The organism is Paraburkholderia sp. SIMBA_027 (assembly GCF_046535315.1).
Classification (GTDB): Bacteria; Pseudomonadota; Gammaproteobacteria; order Burkholderiales; family Burkholderiaceae; genus Paraburkholderia; species Paraburkholderia tropica.
The window spans coordinates 89,909-105,430 of record NZ_JAWRWY010000005.1; the positions used below are offsets into that span (position 1 = coordinate 89,909).

Genomic DNA, 15,522 nt, shown 5'->3' on the forward strand with positions numbered 1-15,522 from the left:
CGGCAGACAAGGAGCGAGACATGACGACAAAACCGGATCAAGCGGATCAAGCGGATCAAGCCGCACCATCCACGCCATCGCCGGAAACTGGCGCGGCCGCGGACTTCGCCACGCGCGACCCCGCTGCGCCCGCGTTCTGGGACGAGCGCTTCGAGCGCGGCTTCACCCCGTGGGATCAGGCGGGCGTGCAGCCGGACTTCGAAGCCTTCGCCACGGCGCACGCCGCAGCCAGCGTGCTGATTCCGGGCTGCGGCAACGCATGGGAAGCGCGCTGGCTCGCCGAGCACGGCCGCACCGTGCGGGCGATCGACTTTTCGCCTGCTGCCGTCGCCCACGCGCGCACCGCGCTGGGCCATTACGCCGATGTCGTCGAGGAAGCCGATTTTTACGCCTACCGTCCGCCGTTCGCGCCGGACTGGATCTTCGAGCGTGCATTCCTTTGCGCGCTGCCCAAGGCGCAGCGGCCCGCCTACGCGCGCCGCATGGCCGAATTGCTCGCGCCGGGCGCGCTGCTGGCGGGCTTTTTCTTCTTCGCCGACACGCCCAAGGGGCCGCCGTTCGGCATCGAACGCGCCGAGTTGGACGTGCTGCTCACGCCGTATTTCACGCTGCTCGACGAGCACGAGGTGAGCGCATCGCTGCCGGTTTTCGCGGGCCGCGAGCGCTGGCTCACGTGGCGTCGCAACGCGTCGGCGCCGGCCTGAATCCGCGCGCGACAGGCGTTTGACAGCCGCCGGATACGCGCTCAACCCGCGCGCGCGCACGGTCTCGCCGATCACGCCCTTGATCGCGCGCAATCCGCCCCAAACTGCTGCGTAGCCCCGGTCACACGACCCGGCCTGGCAATTACCAGGCCAGGGGAGCGTTTGCGGCTATAATTCAAGGCTTTGCAAGCATTTACCGGAATTTCATCCGTTTCATCAGGAAAGAGATCATGCCGATCTACGCTTATCGCTGCGAATCGTGCGGCTTCGCCAAAGACGTGCTGCAAAAGATCAGCGATGCGCCCCTGACGCAGTGCCCGAGCTGCGGCGCGGACGCGTATCGCAAACAGGTCACCGCAGCCGGCTTCCAGCTGAAAGGCTCGGGCTGGTACGTCACGGACTTCCGTGGCGGCAACAGCAATGCCAATAACGGCGGCAACAGCAGCGGCACGAGCGCCGCCGCCACGGGCGCGAAGAGCGGCGACGCCGCGTCGTCGCCGGAAGGCGGCAAGTCCGAGGGCTCAAGCCAGGCCGCACCGGCCGCCGCGGCAACGACCAGCGCGGCGCCTGCGGCGTCGGGCACTTCGGGCTCGACCTGACAAACCCTGTGGTCCGGCAGACCTCCTGAGTGAAGCCGGGCCGCGCAAGCGCCGCGCCCGCGCGCGGCCTGGATGGCGTGTACATGAAGATCAAGAAAGCGACCTTCAAATCGGTGTTCCTGACCGGCCTTCTCGTGCTGGTGCCGCTGGCCATCACGCTGTGGGTGCTGAATCTCGTCATCGGCACGATGGATCAGACGCTGTTGCTGCTGCCCGAATCGTGGCGGCCCGAGCGCCTGTTCCACATGCGCCTGCCGGGTCTCGGCGCGGTGCTCACGCTGGCGTTCATTTTTGTCGTGGGCGTGCTCACGCACAACTTCATCGGCCAGAAACTGGTGGAGTGGTGGAACGCGCTGGTGCGCCGCATCCCGATCGTGGGGCCGCTGTACAGCAGCATCCAGCAGGTTTCCGATACACTGCTTTCGAGCAACGGCAATGCCTTTCGCAAGGCACTCCTGATCGAATATCCGCGCAAGGGCTCGTGGACGATCGCGTTCCTGACCGGCATTCCCGGCGGCGACGTGGTCAACCATCTTCAGGAAGATCACGTGAGCGTGTATGTGCCGACCACGCCCAATCCCACGTCGGGCTTTTTCCTGATGGTGCCGAAGAGCGAAGTCATCGAACTCGACATGACGGTCGATGCCGCGCTCAAGTATATTGTTTCGATGGGCGTCGTCGCGCCGGCCGCGAATGCACGCCGCCCCATCGATCCCCCGCTTTAAATACCGGACGCCGCTTCGGCCGCAACCGTGCGCGCGCTTCCCGTTTAATTCACGCATAACGAAAGACGAACATCATGTCGATGAGATCTGAATACTGCGGTCTGGTGACCGAACAGCTGCTGGGCCAAACTGTTTCGCTGTGCGGATGGGTGCAGCGCCGCCGCGACCACGGCGGCGTTATCTTCATCGACCTGCGCGACCGCGAAGGCCTCGTTCAGGTCGTCTGCGACCCGGATCGCGCCGAGATGTTCAAGATCGCCGAAGGCGTGCGCAACGAGTTCTGCGTGCAGGTCAAGGGTCTGGTTCGCAATCGTCCGGAAGGCACGGTCAACGCCAACCTCACGAGCGGCAAGATCGAAGTGCTGTGCCACGAAATCGTGGTGCTGAACCCGTCGGTCACGCCGCCGTTCCAGCTCGACGACGACAACCTCTCGGAAACCACGCGCCTCACGCATCGCGTGCTCGACCTGCGCCGTCCGCAGATGCAGCACAACCTGCGTCTGCGTTACCGCGTGACGATGGCCGTGCGCAAGTATCTCGACGCGCTCGGCTTCATCGACATCGAAACGCCGATGCTCACGAAGAGCACGCCGGAAGGCGCGCGCGACTACCTCGTGCCGTCGCGCGTGAACGCGGGTCAGTTCTTCGCGCTGCCGCAGTCGCCGCAGCTCTTCAAGCAGATGCTGATGGTCGCGAACTTCGATCGCTACTACCAGATCGTCAAGTGCTTCCGCGACGAAGATCTGCGCGCAGACCGTCAGCCGGAATTCACGCAGATCGACTGCGAAACGTCGTTCCTCGGCGAGCAGGAAATCCGTGACCTGTTCGAAGATATGGCGCGTCACGTGTTCAAGGAAACGATCGGCGTCGAACTCGACGCGAAGTTCCCGATCATGCCGTACTCGGAAGCCATGAGCCGCTTCGGTTCGGACAAGCCCGACCTGCGCGTGACGCTCGAATTCACGGAACTGACGGACGCCATGAAGGACGTGGACTTCAAGGTGTTCAGCACGCCGGCCAACAGCAAGGACGGCCGCGTGGCCGCACTGCGCGTGCCGAAGGGCGCCGAACTTTCGCGTGGCGACATCGACGGCTACACGGAATTCGTGCGCATCTACGGCGCGAAGGGTCTGGCCTGGATCAAGGTCAACGAAGTCGCGAAGGGCCGTGACGGTCTGCAAAGCCCGATCGTCAAGAACCTGCACGACGCGTCGATCGCCGCCATCCTGGAGCGCACCGGCGCACAAGACGGCGACATCATCTTCTTCGCAGCAGACCGCGCGAAGGTCGTGAACGACAGCCTGGGCGCGCTGCGTCTGAAGGTCGGCCATTCGGAATTCGGCAAGGCCAACGGTCTGGTCGAGAAGGGCTGGAAGCCGCTGTGGGTGATCGACTTCCCGATGTTCGAGTACGACGAGGAAGAAAACCGCTACGTGGCCGCGCACCACCCGTTCACGAGCCCGAAGGACGAGCACCTGGAATATCTGGAAACGGACCCGGGCCGCTGCCTCGCGAAGGCTTACGACATGGTGCTGAACGGTTGGGAAATCGGCGGCGGTTCGGTCCGTATCTATCAGGAAGACGTGCAGAGCAAGGTGTTCCGCGCGCTGAAGATCGGTGCGGAAGAAGCGCGCGCGAAGTTCGGCTTCCTGCTGGACGCGCTGCAGTACGGCGCGCCGCCGCACGGCGGTATCGCGTTCGGTCTGGACCGCATCGTCACGATGATGGCCGGCGCCGACTCGATCCGCGACGTGATCGCGTTCCCGAAGACGCAACGCGCGCAGTGTCTGCTCACGCAGGCGCCGAGCCCGGTGGACGAGCGTCAGCTCAAGGAACTGCACATCCGTCTGCGTCAGCCCGAGCAGAAGCCGGCGCAGTAAGCGGCAATCGGTATCGAGCAGCATCGTGCAGACGGCGCGCCCCGGCGCGTCGTCCTGCAACGCAACAAAAAAGGCGCATCGTGCGCCTTTTTTGCTTTTTGCGTTAAATTCCTTCACAAGAGCGCCGCACACTGCTCAGCGGTAACGACAGTGCCGCAGGCCGCGCACCACGACTTGCTTTCCCCATCATGCAGAAGCCGCCGAAGATTCCCGAATCCGTCCTGGTCGTCATCCATACGCCCCGGCTCGACGTGCTGATCATCGAGCGCGCCGACCGGGCCGGCTTCTGGCAGTCGGTGACCGGCTCGAAGGACCGTCTCGACGAGCCGCTCGCCGAAACCGCCGTGCGCGAGGTGGGCGAGGAAACCGGCATCATCGTGGGCGCGGACGGCGTGTCGGCGGCGGCGCTGCTCGACTGGCGGCATCGGATCGAGTACGAAATCTATCCGGTCTGGCGCCACCGCTACGCCGAGGGCGTGACGCGCAACACCGAGCACTGGTTCAGCCTTCAGGTGCCCGACGGCACGCCGGTCACGCTGTCGCCGCGCGAGCACACGGCGTATCTGTGGCTGCCGTATGAAGAGGCGGCGGCGAAGTGCTTTTCGTCGTCGAATCGCGAGGCCATTCTGCAATTGCCCGCGCGTCTGGCCGGAGCGCAACCGTGAGCGACACCCGACGCGCCGACCCCGGCCACCGCGATCATCCCGGCGAACATCCCGGCACTGATCCGGCCGAGCTGGATTCGGGGATCGAACCGCGCCGCGTCATGCGGCTGCGCGAGGCGCTGCTCGGCAAGCGTTATCGCTCGCGGTACCGCTTCACGAGCGGCAACGACGTGCGCCTGTTCCATTCGGGCGAAGGCCTGTTCGGCGCGATGATCGAGCGCATCGACGCGGCTCAGCGCGACGTCGCGCTCGAAACCTATATTTTTTGCAGCGACGGCACCGGTCAGGCGGTGTCAGAGGCGCTGATGCGCGCGGCGCGCCGCGGCGTGCGCGTGCGCGTGATCACCGACGGCATCGGCTCGCCGCATCTGGCGCTGTTCGACGCGTGGCCCGCGGCGGGCATCGAGCATCGCGTCTACAACCCGCATATCTTCGGACGCTTCGGCTTTTCGCGCACGCACCGCAAGCTCGCGGTGATCGACGACCGTTACGCGTTTTGCGGCGGCATCAATATCGTCGACGACATGGAAAACGACGGCAAGCCGCTGCCGTTCGCGCGTTGGGATTTCGCGGTCGAGCTGGCCGGTCCCGTGGTCGTGGACGTGCGCGAGGCCATCGAGATGCAATGGCGGCGCATCCGGCTCGGCCATCGTCCGCCGCTCGGCGCGCCGGCGCTGCCGGGCGGACCGCTGCCGCTGTCGCCGGGCGTGCCCGCGAGCGCCGGTTTCATGGCGCCGCATCCCACCGGCCACACGGTCATGCAGCCCGCCAAGGCGGTCAACGAGGTGCTGCGCGAACTCGCGCCCGTGGTGCGCACGAGCCGCGCGCAGCGCATCATCGCGCGGCTGCGCGAGCGTCTGCGCGCGGGCGTGCCCGATCCGCGCACGGCGCGCGTGCCGTGCGTGGCCTTCGTCGCGCGCGACAACGTCGTGAACCGGCGCGCGATCGAAAAGGCCTATCTCGACGCCATCGGCGAGGCGCGCAAGGAAGTGCTGCTCGCCAATCCGTATTTCATGCCGGGGCGGCGGCTGCGCCGTGCGCTCCTGGAAGCCGCCACGCGCGGCGTGACGGTCAAGCTGTTGATCGGACGAAAAGAGTTCAAGGTGCTCGATTACGGCACGCCGTTTCTCTATCACCAGTTGCTGAGCGCGGGCGTGCAGATCGCCGAATACGAAAAGACCATGCTGCACGGCAAGGTGGCCGTGGTCGATTCGAGCTGGGGCACGGTGGGGTCGTCGAATCTCGACGCGCTGAGCCTCGTGCTCAACAACGAGGCGAACGTGCTGCTGGTGCTGCATCCGCAGATCGGCGAGCTGCGCGGCGCGATCCTGAGCGCCTTCGACGAGTCGCCGATGATCGACCGCGCGCGCTACGAGGCGCGTCCGTGGCACGTGCGCGCGGTGAACTGGCTCGCGTGGAACTCGTATCGCGTGGTCATGAAGATGCTCACCGTGGGCGGCTATGACTAGGCGCCGCAGCCGCTTCCGGGCGCGCGCAACGCCGCTGCGCACGGCGCTTGCCTGCCACACGAATCGCCTCGCGTGCAATCGAGAAATGTTCCCTTGTGCGCGACGCGCCAAGGCTGAAAATTAGAGTACCGGTTAGAAATCGGTTTCTAATAAAGTCCTTGTTTCGCGAACGGCTGTCCTCAACAATAGTACGGCCGTTCGATTTCATTCAGGCCCAGATGCCAGCAGTTAAAGCCAACATCGCGGCCACATCGTTACGGTAAATAAAGCTATGCGAAAAGGCGAACAGACCCGCGCCGCCATTCTGGATGCAGCACTCGACCTCGCGAGCCGCGACGGCCTGGAAGGGCTGACGATCGGCTTGCTGGCCGAGCGCATGCAGATGAGCAAGAGCGGTGTTTTCGCGCACTTCGGTTCGCGCGAAGATCTCCAGGTCGAAGTCGTGCGCGAGTACCACCGCAGATTCGAGGAAGAAGTCTTCTTTCCGAGCTTGCGCGAACCGCGTGGTTTGCCCCGTCTGCGTGCGATGCTGTCACGATGGTTCGAGAAGCGCATCCACGAGGTCACGACCGGCTGCATCTACATCAGCGGCGCGGTGGAGTACGACGACCGCGCGGACAGCCAGGTGCGCGAGCAGCTGGTGGCGAGCGTGACGATGTGGCGGGCGGCCTTGCTGCGCGCCATTTCGCAGGCGATCGAGGAAGGGCATCTGCGAGGGGACACCGATCCCGCGCTGATGTTGTTCGAACTGTATAGCGTAACGTTGGGTCTGCATCATGACGGCCGTTTCCTGCACTTGCCGGACGCAGTCGACCATACGTGGGCCGCGTTCGAAAAACTGATTGTTTCGTATCAGAGCGTGAGCCAGTAGCCCACGCCGCGCACAGCGCCGCGGCGGTACGCGAAGGCCCGACACTCTAAGGCTCTATCAAGGGAGAAAAACATGGGACAGTACACCGCGCCGCTGCGTGACATGCAATTCGTACTGCACGAGCTGCTGAACGTGGAAGGCGAAGTCAAGCAGATGCCGAAGCACGCCGACCTCGATGCCGACACCATCAACCAGGTGCTCGAAGAAGCGGGCAAGTTCTGCTCGGAGGTGCTGTTTCCGCTGAACCAGGTCGGCGACCGCGAAGGCTGCACGTATGCCGGCGACGGCGTCGTCACCACGCCCACTGGCTTCAAGGAAGCGTACAGGCAATACGTGGAGGCCGGCTGGCCCGCGCTGGGCTGCGATCCCGAATACGGCGGCCAGGGCCTGCCCGCGTTCGTGAACAACGCGCTCTACGAAATGCTCAACTCGGCGAACCAGGCGTGGACCATGTATCCGGGTCTGTCGCACGGCGCCTACGAATGTCTGCACGCGCACGGCACGCCCGAACTCCAGCAGGCCTATCTGCCGAAGCTCGTCGAAGGCGTGTGGACCGGCACGATGTGTCTGACCGAGCCGCACTGCGGCACCGACCTCGGCATCCTGCGCACCAAGGCCGAACCGAACAGCGACGGCTCCTACGCGATCACCGGCACGAAGATCTTCATCTCGAGCGGTGAGCACGACATGGCGGAGAACATCATCCACCTCGTGCTCGCGCGCCTGCCGGACGCACCGCAAGGCACCAAGGGCATCTCGCTCTTCGTCGTGCCGAAGTTCATCCCCACGGCCTCGGGCGACGTGGGCGAGCGCAACGGCATCAAGTGCGGCTCGATCGAACACAAGATGGGCATCCACGGCAACGCCACCTGCGTCATGAATCTCGACGGCGCGACGGGCTGGCTCGTCGGCGAACCGAACAAGGGCTTGAACGCCATGTTCGTGATGATGAACGCGGCGCGCCTCGGCGTCGGCATGCAAGGTCTGGGTCTCACGGAAGTCGCGTACCAGAACTCGCTCGTGTACGCGAAGGAGCGCCTCCAGATGCGCTCGCTCACGGGCCCGAAGGCGCCGGAAAAGGCCGCCGATCCGATCATCGTGCATCCGGACGTGCGCCGCATGCTGCTCACGCAGAAGGCCTGGGCCGAAGGCGCGCGTGCCTTCACGTACTGGTCGGCGCTGCAGATCGACAAGGAGCTTTCGCACGGCGACGAAACCGAGCGCAAGGAAGCCGCCGACCTCGTCGCGCTCCTCACGCCGATCATCAAGGCCTTCCTGACCGACAACGCATTCGAGAGCACCAACCTCGGCATGCAGGTGTACGGCGGCCACGGCTTCATCTCCGAGTGGGGCATGGAGCAGTACGTGCGCGACGCGCGGATCAACCAGATCTACGAAGGCACGAACACCATTCAATCGCTCGATCTGCTGGGCCGCAAGGTGCTCGGCGACATGGGCGCGAAGCTCAAGAAGTTCGGCAAACTCGTGACGGAATTCGTCGAAGCCGAAGGCATCAAGACGGAGATGCAGGAGTTCGTGAATCCGCTCGCCGACATCGGCGACAAGATGCAGAAGCTCACGATGGAAATCGGCATGAAGGCCATGCAGAACCCGGACGAAGTGGGCGCGGCCGCGGTGCCGTATCTGCGCACGGCGGGCCATCTGGTGTTCGCGTACTTCTGGGCGCGCATGGCGCGCATCGCGCTCGACAAGGAAAGCTCGGGCGATCCGTTCTACAAGTCGAAGCTGGCCACGGCGCGTTTCTACTTCGCCAAGCTGCTGCCCGAAACGGCGACCTCGATCCGCCAGGCGCGCGCGGGTTCGAAGACGCTGATGGAAGTCGACGAAGCGCTGTTCTAAGCGCTTGCGCGATGCGCCGCGTGCTGACGCGAGCGCATCGCCACTGCATCAACACAATCTTCAAGCGGCGCACCGGCCAGAATAACGCCACCCCGACGACACACCGGTGCGCGCCGCGAGACATCTCCTATCCGCTCGACATTGCATATCCGCTGGAGGAACAACGTGAGCAATCTTAATATTCGCAAGGTGGCCGTGCTCGGCGCCGGCGTGATGGGCGCGCAGATCGCCGCGCACCTGATCAACGCCCGCGTGCCCGTGCTGCTGTTCGATCTGCCCGCGAAAGAAGGCCCGAAGAACGCCATCGCGCTGAAAGCCATCGAGACGCTGAAGAAGCTCTCGCCCGCGCCGTTCGGCGTGAAGGACGACGCGCAGTACATCACGCCCGCGAACTACGAAGACGACATCGCGAAGCTCGCGGAATGCGACGTGGTGATCGAAGCGATCGCCGAGCGCATGGACTGGAAGCACGACCTCTACAAGCAGGTCGCGCCGCACATCGGCCCGAAGGCCATCTTCGCGACGAACACCTCGGGTCTGTCGATCACGGAACTGTCGCAAGGTTTCGACGACAACCTCAAGGCGCGCTTCTGCGGCGTGCACTTCTTCAATCCGCCGCGCTACATGCACCTGGTCGAGCTGATCCCGACCGTGCACACGCAGCCGGAAATTCTCGACCAGCTCGAATCGTTCCTCACGAGCGTCGTGGGCAAGGGCGTGGTGCGCGCGAAGGATACGCCGAACTTCATCGCGAACCGCGTCGGCATCTTCTCGATTCTCGCGGTGATCGCCGAAGCGAAGAAGTTCGGCCTGCGTTTCGACGAAGTCGACGATCTCACGGGCAGCCGTCTGGGCCGCGCGAAGTCGGCCACGTTCCGCACCGCCGACGTGGTGGGCCTCGACACGATGGCGCACGTCATCAAGACGATGCAGGACAACCTCAAGGACGATCCGTTCTTCCCGGTCTACGAGACGCCGGCCGTGCTGGCGGGTCTGGTCGCGAAGGGCGCGCTCGGCCAGAAGACCGGCGGCGGTTTCTATCGCAAGGAAGGCAAGGCGATCAAGGTGCTCGACGGCAACACCGGCGAGTACGTGGACGGCGGCGCGAAGGCCGACGAACTGGTGGGCCGCATCCTCAAGCGCCCGCCCGCCGAGCGTCTGAAGCTGCTGCGCGAATCGGAGCATCCGCAGGCGCAGTTCCTGTGGTCGATCTTCCGCGACGTGTTCCATTACATCGGCGTGCATCTGCAATCGATCGCCGACAACGCGCGCGATGTCGACCTCGCGATCCGCTGGGGCTTCGGCTGGAACGAAGGTCCGTTCGAAGGCTGGCAGGCCGCAGGCTGGAAGCAGGTCGCCGAATGGGTGAAGGAAGACATCGACGCGGGCAAGACGCTGTCGAACGCGCCGCTGCCCGCATGGGTGTTCGAGGGCGCGGTCGCGAACAACGGCGGCGTGCATGGCGCGGACGGTTCGTGGTCGCCGGCTGAGTCGCGCTTCGTGCCGCGTCCGGATCTGCCGGTCTACGAGCGCCAGGTGTTCCGCGCGGCGCTGTTCGGCGAGTCGAACGCACGAGATCCGAAGAGCTTCGGCAAGACGCTGTTCGAGAACGAGCATCTGCGTGCGTGGGTCGACGATCGCGCGGGCGAAGACGATGTCGTGATCGTCTCGTACAAGAGCAAGATGAACACGATGGGCCCGGGCGTGCTCGACTCGCTCGTGAAGGCCATCGAGATCGCCGAAGACGGCTACAAGGGCGTCGTGATCTGGCAACCGACGTCGCTGAAACTCGGCGCGCCGGGCGGCCCGTTCTCGGCGGGCGCGAACCTCGAAGAAGCCATGCCCGCCTTCATGATGGGCGGTGCGAAGGGCATCGAGCCGTTCGTGAAGAAGTTCCAGGACACGATGCTGCGCGTGAAGTACGCGAACGTGCCGGTCGTGGCGGCGGTGTCGGGCATCGCGCTCGGCGGCGGCTGCGAAATCATGCTGCACAGCGCGAAGCGCGTCGCGCATATCGAGAGCTATGTCGGTCTCGTTGAGGTGGGCGTGGGTCTCGTGCCCGCGGGCGGCGGCCTGAAGGAAGCGGCGATTCGCGCGGCCGAAGGCGCGGCGGCGATCGGCGCCGTGCCGAGCGATCTGCTGCGCTTCCTGCAGAAGTCGTTCGAGAACGCGGCGATGGCGAAGGTCTCCGGCTCGGCGCTCGAAGCGCGCACGATGGGTTATCTGAAGCCGACGGACACGATCGTCTTCAACGTGTTCGAGCTGCTCGACACGGCGAAGAAGGAAGCGCGCGCGCTGAGCGCGTCGGGCTACCGTCCGCCGCTGCGCGCGAAGCAGATTCCGGTCGCGGGCCGCTCGGCGATCTCGACCATCAAGGCGTCGCTCGTCAACATGCGCGACGGCCGCTTCATCAGCGATCACGATTACCTGATCGCGGGACGTATCGCGGAAGCCGTCTGCGGCGGCGACGTCGAAGCGGGCAGCCTCGTCGACGAAGAATGGCTGCTCACGCTCGAACGCCGCGCGTTCGTCGATCTGCTCGGCACGCAGAAGACGCAGGAACGCATCATGGGCATGCTGCAAACCGGCAAGCCGGTGCGCAACTAAGCGGCACGGCGTACGCACATAACGGACTGGAGTTACAGATGAGCAAACAGTTGCAGGACGCATACATCGTCGCCGCGAGCCGCACGCCCATCGGCAAGGCGCCGCGCGGCGTGTTCAAGAACACCCGCCCCGACGAGCTGCTCGTTCACGCGATCAAGTCGGCCGTGGCGCAGGTGCCTGGCCTCGACCCGAGCGTGATCGAAGACGCCATCATCGGCTGCGCGATTCCCGAGGCCGAGCAGGGCCTGAACGTGGCGCGTATCGGCGCGCTGCTCGCGGGTCTGCCGCAAAGCGTCGGCGGCGTGACCGTCAACCGCTTCTGCGCCTCGGGCCTCACGGCGCTGGCGATGGCGGCGGACCGCATCCGTGTCGGCGAAGCCGACGCGATGATCGCGGGCGGCTGCGAATCGATGAGCATGGTGCCGATGATGGGCAACAAGCCGTCGCTCTCGCCGCACATCTTCGATCGCAATGAAGACGTGGGCATCGCGTACGGCATGGGCCTGACGGCGGAGAAGGTCGCGGAACGCTGGAAGGTGAGCCGCGAGGCGCAGGACGCGTTCTCGGTCGAGTCGCATCGCCGCGCGCTGGCCGCGCAGCAGTCGGGCGAGTTCAAGGACGAAATCGCGCCGTACACGATTGTCGAGCGTTTCCCCGATCTCGCCAGCGGCGAAGTGAAGGTGAAGGAACGTCTGATCGAGCTGGACGAAGGCCCGCGCGCCGACACCACGCTCGAAGGCCTCGCGAAACTGCGCGCGGTGTTCGCGAACAAGGGTTCGGTGACGGCGGGCAACAGCTCGCAGACGTCGGACGGCGCGGGCGCGCTGATCGTCGTCTCCGAGAAGATGCTCAAGCAGTTCAACCTCACGCCGCTCGCGCGTTTCGTGAGCTTCGCGGTGCGTGGCGTGCCGCCGGAAATCATGGGCATCGGTCCGAAGGAAGCGATTCCGGCCGCGCTCAAGGCCGCCGGTCTCAAGCAGGACGACCTCGACTGGATCGAGCTGAACGAGGCGTTCGCCGCGCAGTCGCTGGCGGTGATTCAGGATCTCGGTCTCGATCCGTCGAAGATCAACCCGCTCGGCGGCGCGATCGCGCTGGGCCATCCGCTCGGCGCAACGGGCGCGATCCGCGCCTCGACGGTCGTGCACGGTCTGCGCCGCCGCAACCTGAAGTACGGCATGGTGACGATGTGCGTCGGCACCGGCATGGGCGCGGCGGGCATCATCGAGCGCCTGTAAGCGCTTCTTTGGCGCACGCAGATGCCATGCGTGATCGACACGGTTCGCAGACTTCGCGGTCTGCGAACCGTTTTTACTATTCGGCAGGTGAACGAGGCGCGCCGGCCTCGCACTGAGGAGACAGTACAGTGAGCAACGACATTCTGACCGCACGCGAGAACGGCGTGCTGACGATCACCATCAACCGGCTCGAGCGCAAGAACGCGCTGACGCCCGCGATGTATCAGGCGATGAGCGACGCGCTGATGGCGGCGCAGGACGACAAGGCGGTGCGCGCCGTGCTGCTGCGCGGCCATGCCGAGATTTTCACGGCGGGCAACGACATCGAGGACTTCCTGAAGAATCCGCCTACCGGCGGCGATTCGCCCGTGATGCGCTTTCTCGCCACGATCGCGACCTTCGAGAAGCCGCTCGTTGCGGCGGTGCAGGGCGCGGCAATCGGCGTCGGCACGACCATGCTGCTGCATTGCGACATGGTGTATGCCGCCGATACGGCGCGGTTCGCGATGCCGTTCGCGCAGCTCGGTCTGTGCCCGGAAGCGGCTTCGTCGCTGCTGCTGCCGCGCGTGGCCGGTTATCAGGGCGCGGCCGAAAAGCTGCTGCTCGGCGAGACCTTCGACGCCGCCGAGGCGCATCGCATCGGCTTCGTGAACCGCGTGCTGCCCGCCGCCGAACTCGATGCCTTCGTGAGCGCGCAACTTGCGAAGCTGGTCGCGCTGCCCGCGTCGTCGCTGCGCGCGACCAAGATGCTCATGAAGCGCGCGAGCGAACACGAGATCAAGACGCAGATGAGCGAGGAGTCGGTGCATTTCGGCAAGATGCTGCTCGCGCCTGAAGCGCGCGAGGCGTTCACGGCCTTCCTGCAAAAGCGCAAGCCGGACTTCCGGCAGTTCGACTGAGCGCTAGCGCGTTCAGGCTGCGTTTGTCGTCGTACTCGCCGCCGTGTCGTAATCGACGTAGCCGGTCTCGCGGCAGAAGCTCACGAGCCGCAGTCCGGCGCGCTTCGCGATGGTGATCGCGAGCGAGGAGGGCGCCGAGATCGTCGCGACCATCGGCATGCCGACGCGCGCGGCCTTGCGCACCAGCTCGTAGCTCGCGCGGCTGGAGAGGAACACGAAGCCTTGCTGCGTGTCGGCGCGATCGAGCACCAGTTGGCCGATCAGTTTGTCGAGCGCGTTGTGACGGCCCACGTCCTCGAAGGCGCGCAGGATCTGGCCGTCGGCATCGCACCACGCGGCTGCATGCAGACCGCCCGTGAGTTTCGTGAGCGCCTGGTGCTGCGGCAATTCGCGGGCGGCGCGCGCGATCGCGTCGGGCGCGAGGCGCGCGAGAAAGCCGGTATCGGGCACGATTTCCGGTTCGAGATCGAGCAGGTCGATGCTCTCGATGCCGCACACGCCGCAGCCGCTGCGACCCGCGAGCGCGCGGCGCTTTTCCTTCAGCTCGACGAACGCCTGCTGCACGACCGTGAGATGCACTTCGGCGTGCGGCATCTCGGCCTCGGCGTGCCAGTAGACCTCGATGTCCTGAATGTCGGCGTTGCGCCCGACGATGCCTTCCGAAATCGCGAAGCCCACCGCGAATGCTTCGAGGTCGCGCGGCGTGCACATCATGACCGCGTGGGAGATGCCGTTGAAGACCAGCGCGACGGGCCATTCCTGACCGACGTGATCGGTGCGCGTTTCCACGCTCTCGCCGCGATGGCGGTGCACGCGCAATTCGACGGCGCCGGGCTGCTCGCCGGTGTCGGGCGCGTGGGGCTCGGCGGGATGGGCGGGATGGGCGGGATGGGCGGGCTGGGCGGTATCGGCGACAGCGACGGGATGCAAAGGGGACGCGGGATTCAAACGAAGGGACTCCATCAACGAGGCAGAGGCGCGCGGTATCGGGGGCGGAACGACGCAATCGACGCAATCGACACAATCGACACACGCCGCAACGGCCATTATCCGCGCCGGTGCGTCGGCGGCGGTCCGCGCCGCGCGCCGATATTCAGTATCGGCGCACGCGCGGCAGACACGCGGACGCGCTGCGCGGCGCACATAAGGTTCTAAAATACCTCAAGCGGGCGCCGTTTGCCGCCGTCCGTTTCGCGAGGATAACGCCATGGCATTGACTGAAACTCCGCTGCTGTTTGAATTCGAGGTCGTATCGTCGGAGGACCTCACCTTCATCCCCATGTGCGTGCGTTTCAATCTGGATCGTTTCGGGCTGCGTATTTCGCTCGCGCAGTGGCAACTGCTGCCTTACGAGGATCGCCGCCTGCTCGCGCGCTTTCCCGTGGACGACGACACCGAGATCGAGCCGAACTTCGATCACGCGCTCTTCGAAATGCTGCGCACGCACGCGAACGTCGAACCCGAATGGTTCGCGCCCGAAGAAGCGCCCGCGTGGCGCAACGTCAGCGCGGTGCCGGGCGGCGTCGCCAACCAGGCGGGGCTCGCCGATCTGCGCACGCCCGATATCGAAGACTGGGCGCAACTCGCGCCGTTCCAGCGCTACGTGCTCGCCAAGCTCGCGCGCAAGCCCGAGGCGAATCACGATTTCGTTCCGGCGATGCGCGAATTCGGTCTCGCGGTGCCGCGCAACGCGGCGCGCTGAGCGCACGGTTCTCCGCGCCGCGTTTTTGGGTTTTCCGGGCGATTTTTCCGCCCTTTGGCGAGTGAAACGTTTGCGCGCAACCCCAGGCGGGACGCGGCTTTTGAGCGTTTCCTCGGTTTGCGCCGATTCGAGCGAATTCACGCGCGATTGCCCCTCAAGCCTTGCCGACGTCTGCCGTTATCCGGAATGGCGCTTCGCGCGCCAGCCTGTCGCGCGCAGGTCGTAATCGGACAGCCCGTGCCTCCGCGCGGGGACGAACGACGTTCGGCTTTCAATGAATCTTCATTTTTCGAAGCGGCACCT

General features: G+C 65.3%; 13 protein-coding genes. 12 read left to right on the top strand and 1 reads right to left on the bottom strand.

What is annotated here, in order from left to right; all coding sequences use genetic code 11:
• The first annotated feature begins 20 nt into the window (after positions 1 to 20).
• The 11 genes from SB764_RS10790 to SB764_RS10840 all read left to right on the top strand — a co-directional run bounded on the left by SB764_RS10790 (position 21) and on the right by SB764_RS10840 (position 13,517).
• On the top strand, positions 21 to 704 hold the full coding sequence (locus SB764_RS10790; protein WP_410863528.1) for a methyltransferase domain-containing protein: 684 nt from the start codon (positions 21 to 23) through the stop codon (positions 702 to 704).
• A 230-nt stretch (positions 705 to 934) separates the two neighbouring features.
• Positions 935 to 1,303 carry an FmdB family zinc ribbon protein gene (locus tag SB764_RS10795; protein ID WP_410863530.1) on the top strand — a complete coding sequence of 123 codons (369 nt, stop codon included), beginning with the start codon at positions 935 to 937 and terminating at the stop codon, positions 1,301 to 1,303.
• 83 nt (positions 1,304 to 1,386) lie between these two features.
• Entirely contained in the window at positions 1,387 to 2,028 is a 642-nt protein-coding gene (locus SB764_RS10800) for a DUF502 domain-containing protein (RefSeq protein WP_065059393.1), read from the top strand.
• A 74-nt stretch (positions 2,029 to 2,102) separates the two neighbouring features.
• Positions 2,103 to 3,908, top strand: coding sequence for an aspartate--tRNA ligase (gene aspS, locus SB764_RS10805; protein WP_410863532.1), 1,806 nt, complete (start codon positions 2,103 to 2,105; stop codon positions 3,906 to 3,908).
• Positions 3,909 to 4,096: 188 nt separating this feature from the next.
• Positions 4,097 to 4,573 carry a dihydroneopterin triphosphate diphosphatase gene (nudB, locus tag SB764_RS10810; RefSeq protein ID WP_410863534.1) on the top strand — a complete coding sequence of 159 codons (477 nt, stop codon included), beginning with the start codon at positions 4,097 to 4,099 and terminating at the stop codon, positions 4,571 to 4,573.
• Positions 4,574 to 4,674: 101 nt separating this feature from the next.
• Entirely contained in the window at positions 4,675 to 6,042 is a 1,368-nt protein-coding gene (locus SB764_RS10815; protein WP_065059392.1) for a phospholipase D-like domain-containing protein, read from the top strand.
• 271 nt (positions 6,043 to 6,313) lie between these two features.
• Positions 6,314 to 6,913: a TetR/AcrR family transcriptional regulator gene (locus SB764_RS10820; protein WP_065059363.1), complete on the top strand. Its 600-nt coding sequence runs from the start codon at positions 6,314 to 6,316 to the stop codon at positions 6,911 to 6,913.
• A gap of 72 nt (positions 6,914 to 6,985) precedes the next feature.
• Positions 6,986 to 8,773 carry an acyl-CoA dehydrogenase C-terminal domain-containing protein gene (locus tag SB764_RS10825; RefSeq protein WP_065059362.1) on the top strand — a complete coding sequence of 596 codons (1,788 nt, stop codon included), beginning with the start codon at positions 6,986 to 6,988 and terminating at the stop codon, positions 8,771 to 8,773.
• A 165-nt stretch (positions 8,774 to 8,938) separates the two neighbouring features.
• Entirely contained in the window at positions 8,939 to 11,380 is a 2,442-nt protein-coding gene (locus tag SB764_RS10830) for a 3-hydroxyacyl-CoA dehydrogenase/enoyl-CoA hydratase family protein (RefSeq protein ID WP_321867629.1), read from the top strand.
• Positions 11,381 to 11,418: 38 nt separating this feature from the next.
• The gene (locus SB764_RS10835) at positions 11,419 to 12,618 is read left to right on the top strand and encodes an acetyl-CoA C-acyltransferase (protein ID WP_065059360.1); all 1,200 of its coding nucleotides are present in this window, start codon (positions 11,419 to 11,421) and stop codon (positions 12,616 to 12,618) included.
• Between the two features lie 128 nt (positions 12,619 to 12,746).
• The gene (locus SB764_RS10840) at positions 12,747 to 13,517 is read left to right on the top strand and encodes an enoyl-CoA hydratase (protein ID WP_410863536.1); all 771 of its coding nucleotides are present in this window, start codon (positions 12,747 to 12,749) and stop codon (positions 13,515 to 13,517) included.
• A 12-nt stretch (positions 13,518 to 13,529) separates the two neighbouring features.
• On the opposite strand, the gene fdhD is transcribed toward SB764_RS10840, so the two are convergent.
• Entirely contained in the window at positions 13,530 to 14,336 is an 807-nt protein-coding gene (fdhD, locus tag SB764_RS10845) for a formate dehydrogenase accessory sulfurtransferase FdhD (protein WP_065059391.1), read from the bottom strand.
• Between the two features lie 388 nt (positions 14,337 to 14,724).
• Between fdhD and SB764_RS10850 the strand changes: the two genes are divergently transcribed.
• Positions 14,725 to 15,219, top strand: a complete 495-nt coding sequence (locus tag SB764_RS10850; protein WP_065059358.1) for a nitrate reductase associated protein — start codon at positions 14,725 to 14,727, stop codon at positions 15,217 to 15,219.
• Positions 15,220 to 15,522: the final 303 nt, after the last annotated feature.

What these genes read in the sequence shown, in the direction of transcription:
- SB764_RS10790 (WP_410863528.1), top strand. Translation starts at nt 21, where the DNA reads ATGACGACAAAACCGGATCAAGCGGATCAAGCGGATCAAGCCGCACCA.
- SB764_RS10795 (WP_410863530.1), top strand. Translation starts at nt 935, where the DNA reads ATGCCGATCTACGCTTATCGCTGCGAATCGTGCGGCTTCGCCAAAGAC.
- SB764_RS10800 (WP_065059393.1), top strand. Translation starts at nt 1,387, where the DNA reads ATGAAGATCAAGAAAGCGACCTTCAAATCGGTGTTCCTGACCGGCCTT.
- aspS (WP_410863532.1), top strand. Translation starts at nt 2,103, where the DNA reads ATGTCGATGAGATCTGAATACTGCGGTCTGGTGACCGAACAGCTGCTG.
- nudB (WP_410863534.1), top strand. Translation starts at nt 4,097, where the DNA reads ATGCAGAAGCCGCCGAAGATTCCCGAATCCGTCCTGGTCGTCATCCAT.
- SB764_RS10815 (WP_065059392.1), top strand. Translation starts at nt 4,675, where the DNA reads ATGCGGCTGCGCGAGGCGCTGCTCGGCAAGCGTTATCGCTCGCGGTAC.
- SB764_RS10820 (WP_065059363.1), top strand. Translation starts at nt 6,314, where the DNA reads ATGCGAAAAGGCGAACAGACCCGCGCCGCCATTCTGGATGCAGCACTC.
- SB764_RS10825 (WP_065059362.1), top strand. Translation starts at nt 6,986, where the DNA reads ATGGGACAGTACACCGCGCCGCTGCGTGACATGCAATTCGTACTGCAC.
- SB764_RS10835 (WP_065059360.1), top strand. Translation starts at nt 11,419, where the DNA reads ATGAGCAAACAGTTGCAGGACGCATACATCGTCGCCGCGAGCCGCACG.
- SB764_RS10850 (WP_065059358.1), top strand. Translation starts at nt 14,725, where the DNA reads ATGGCATTGACTGAAACTCCGCTGCTGTTTGAATTCGAGGTCGTATCG.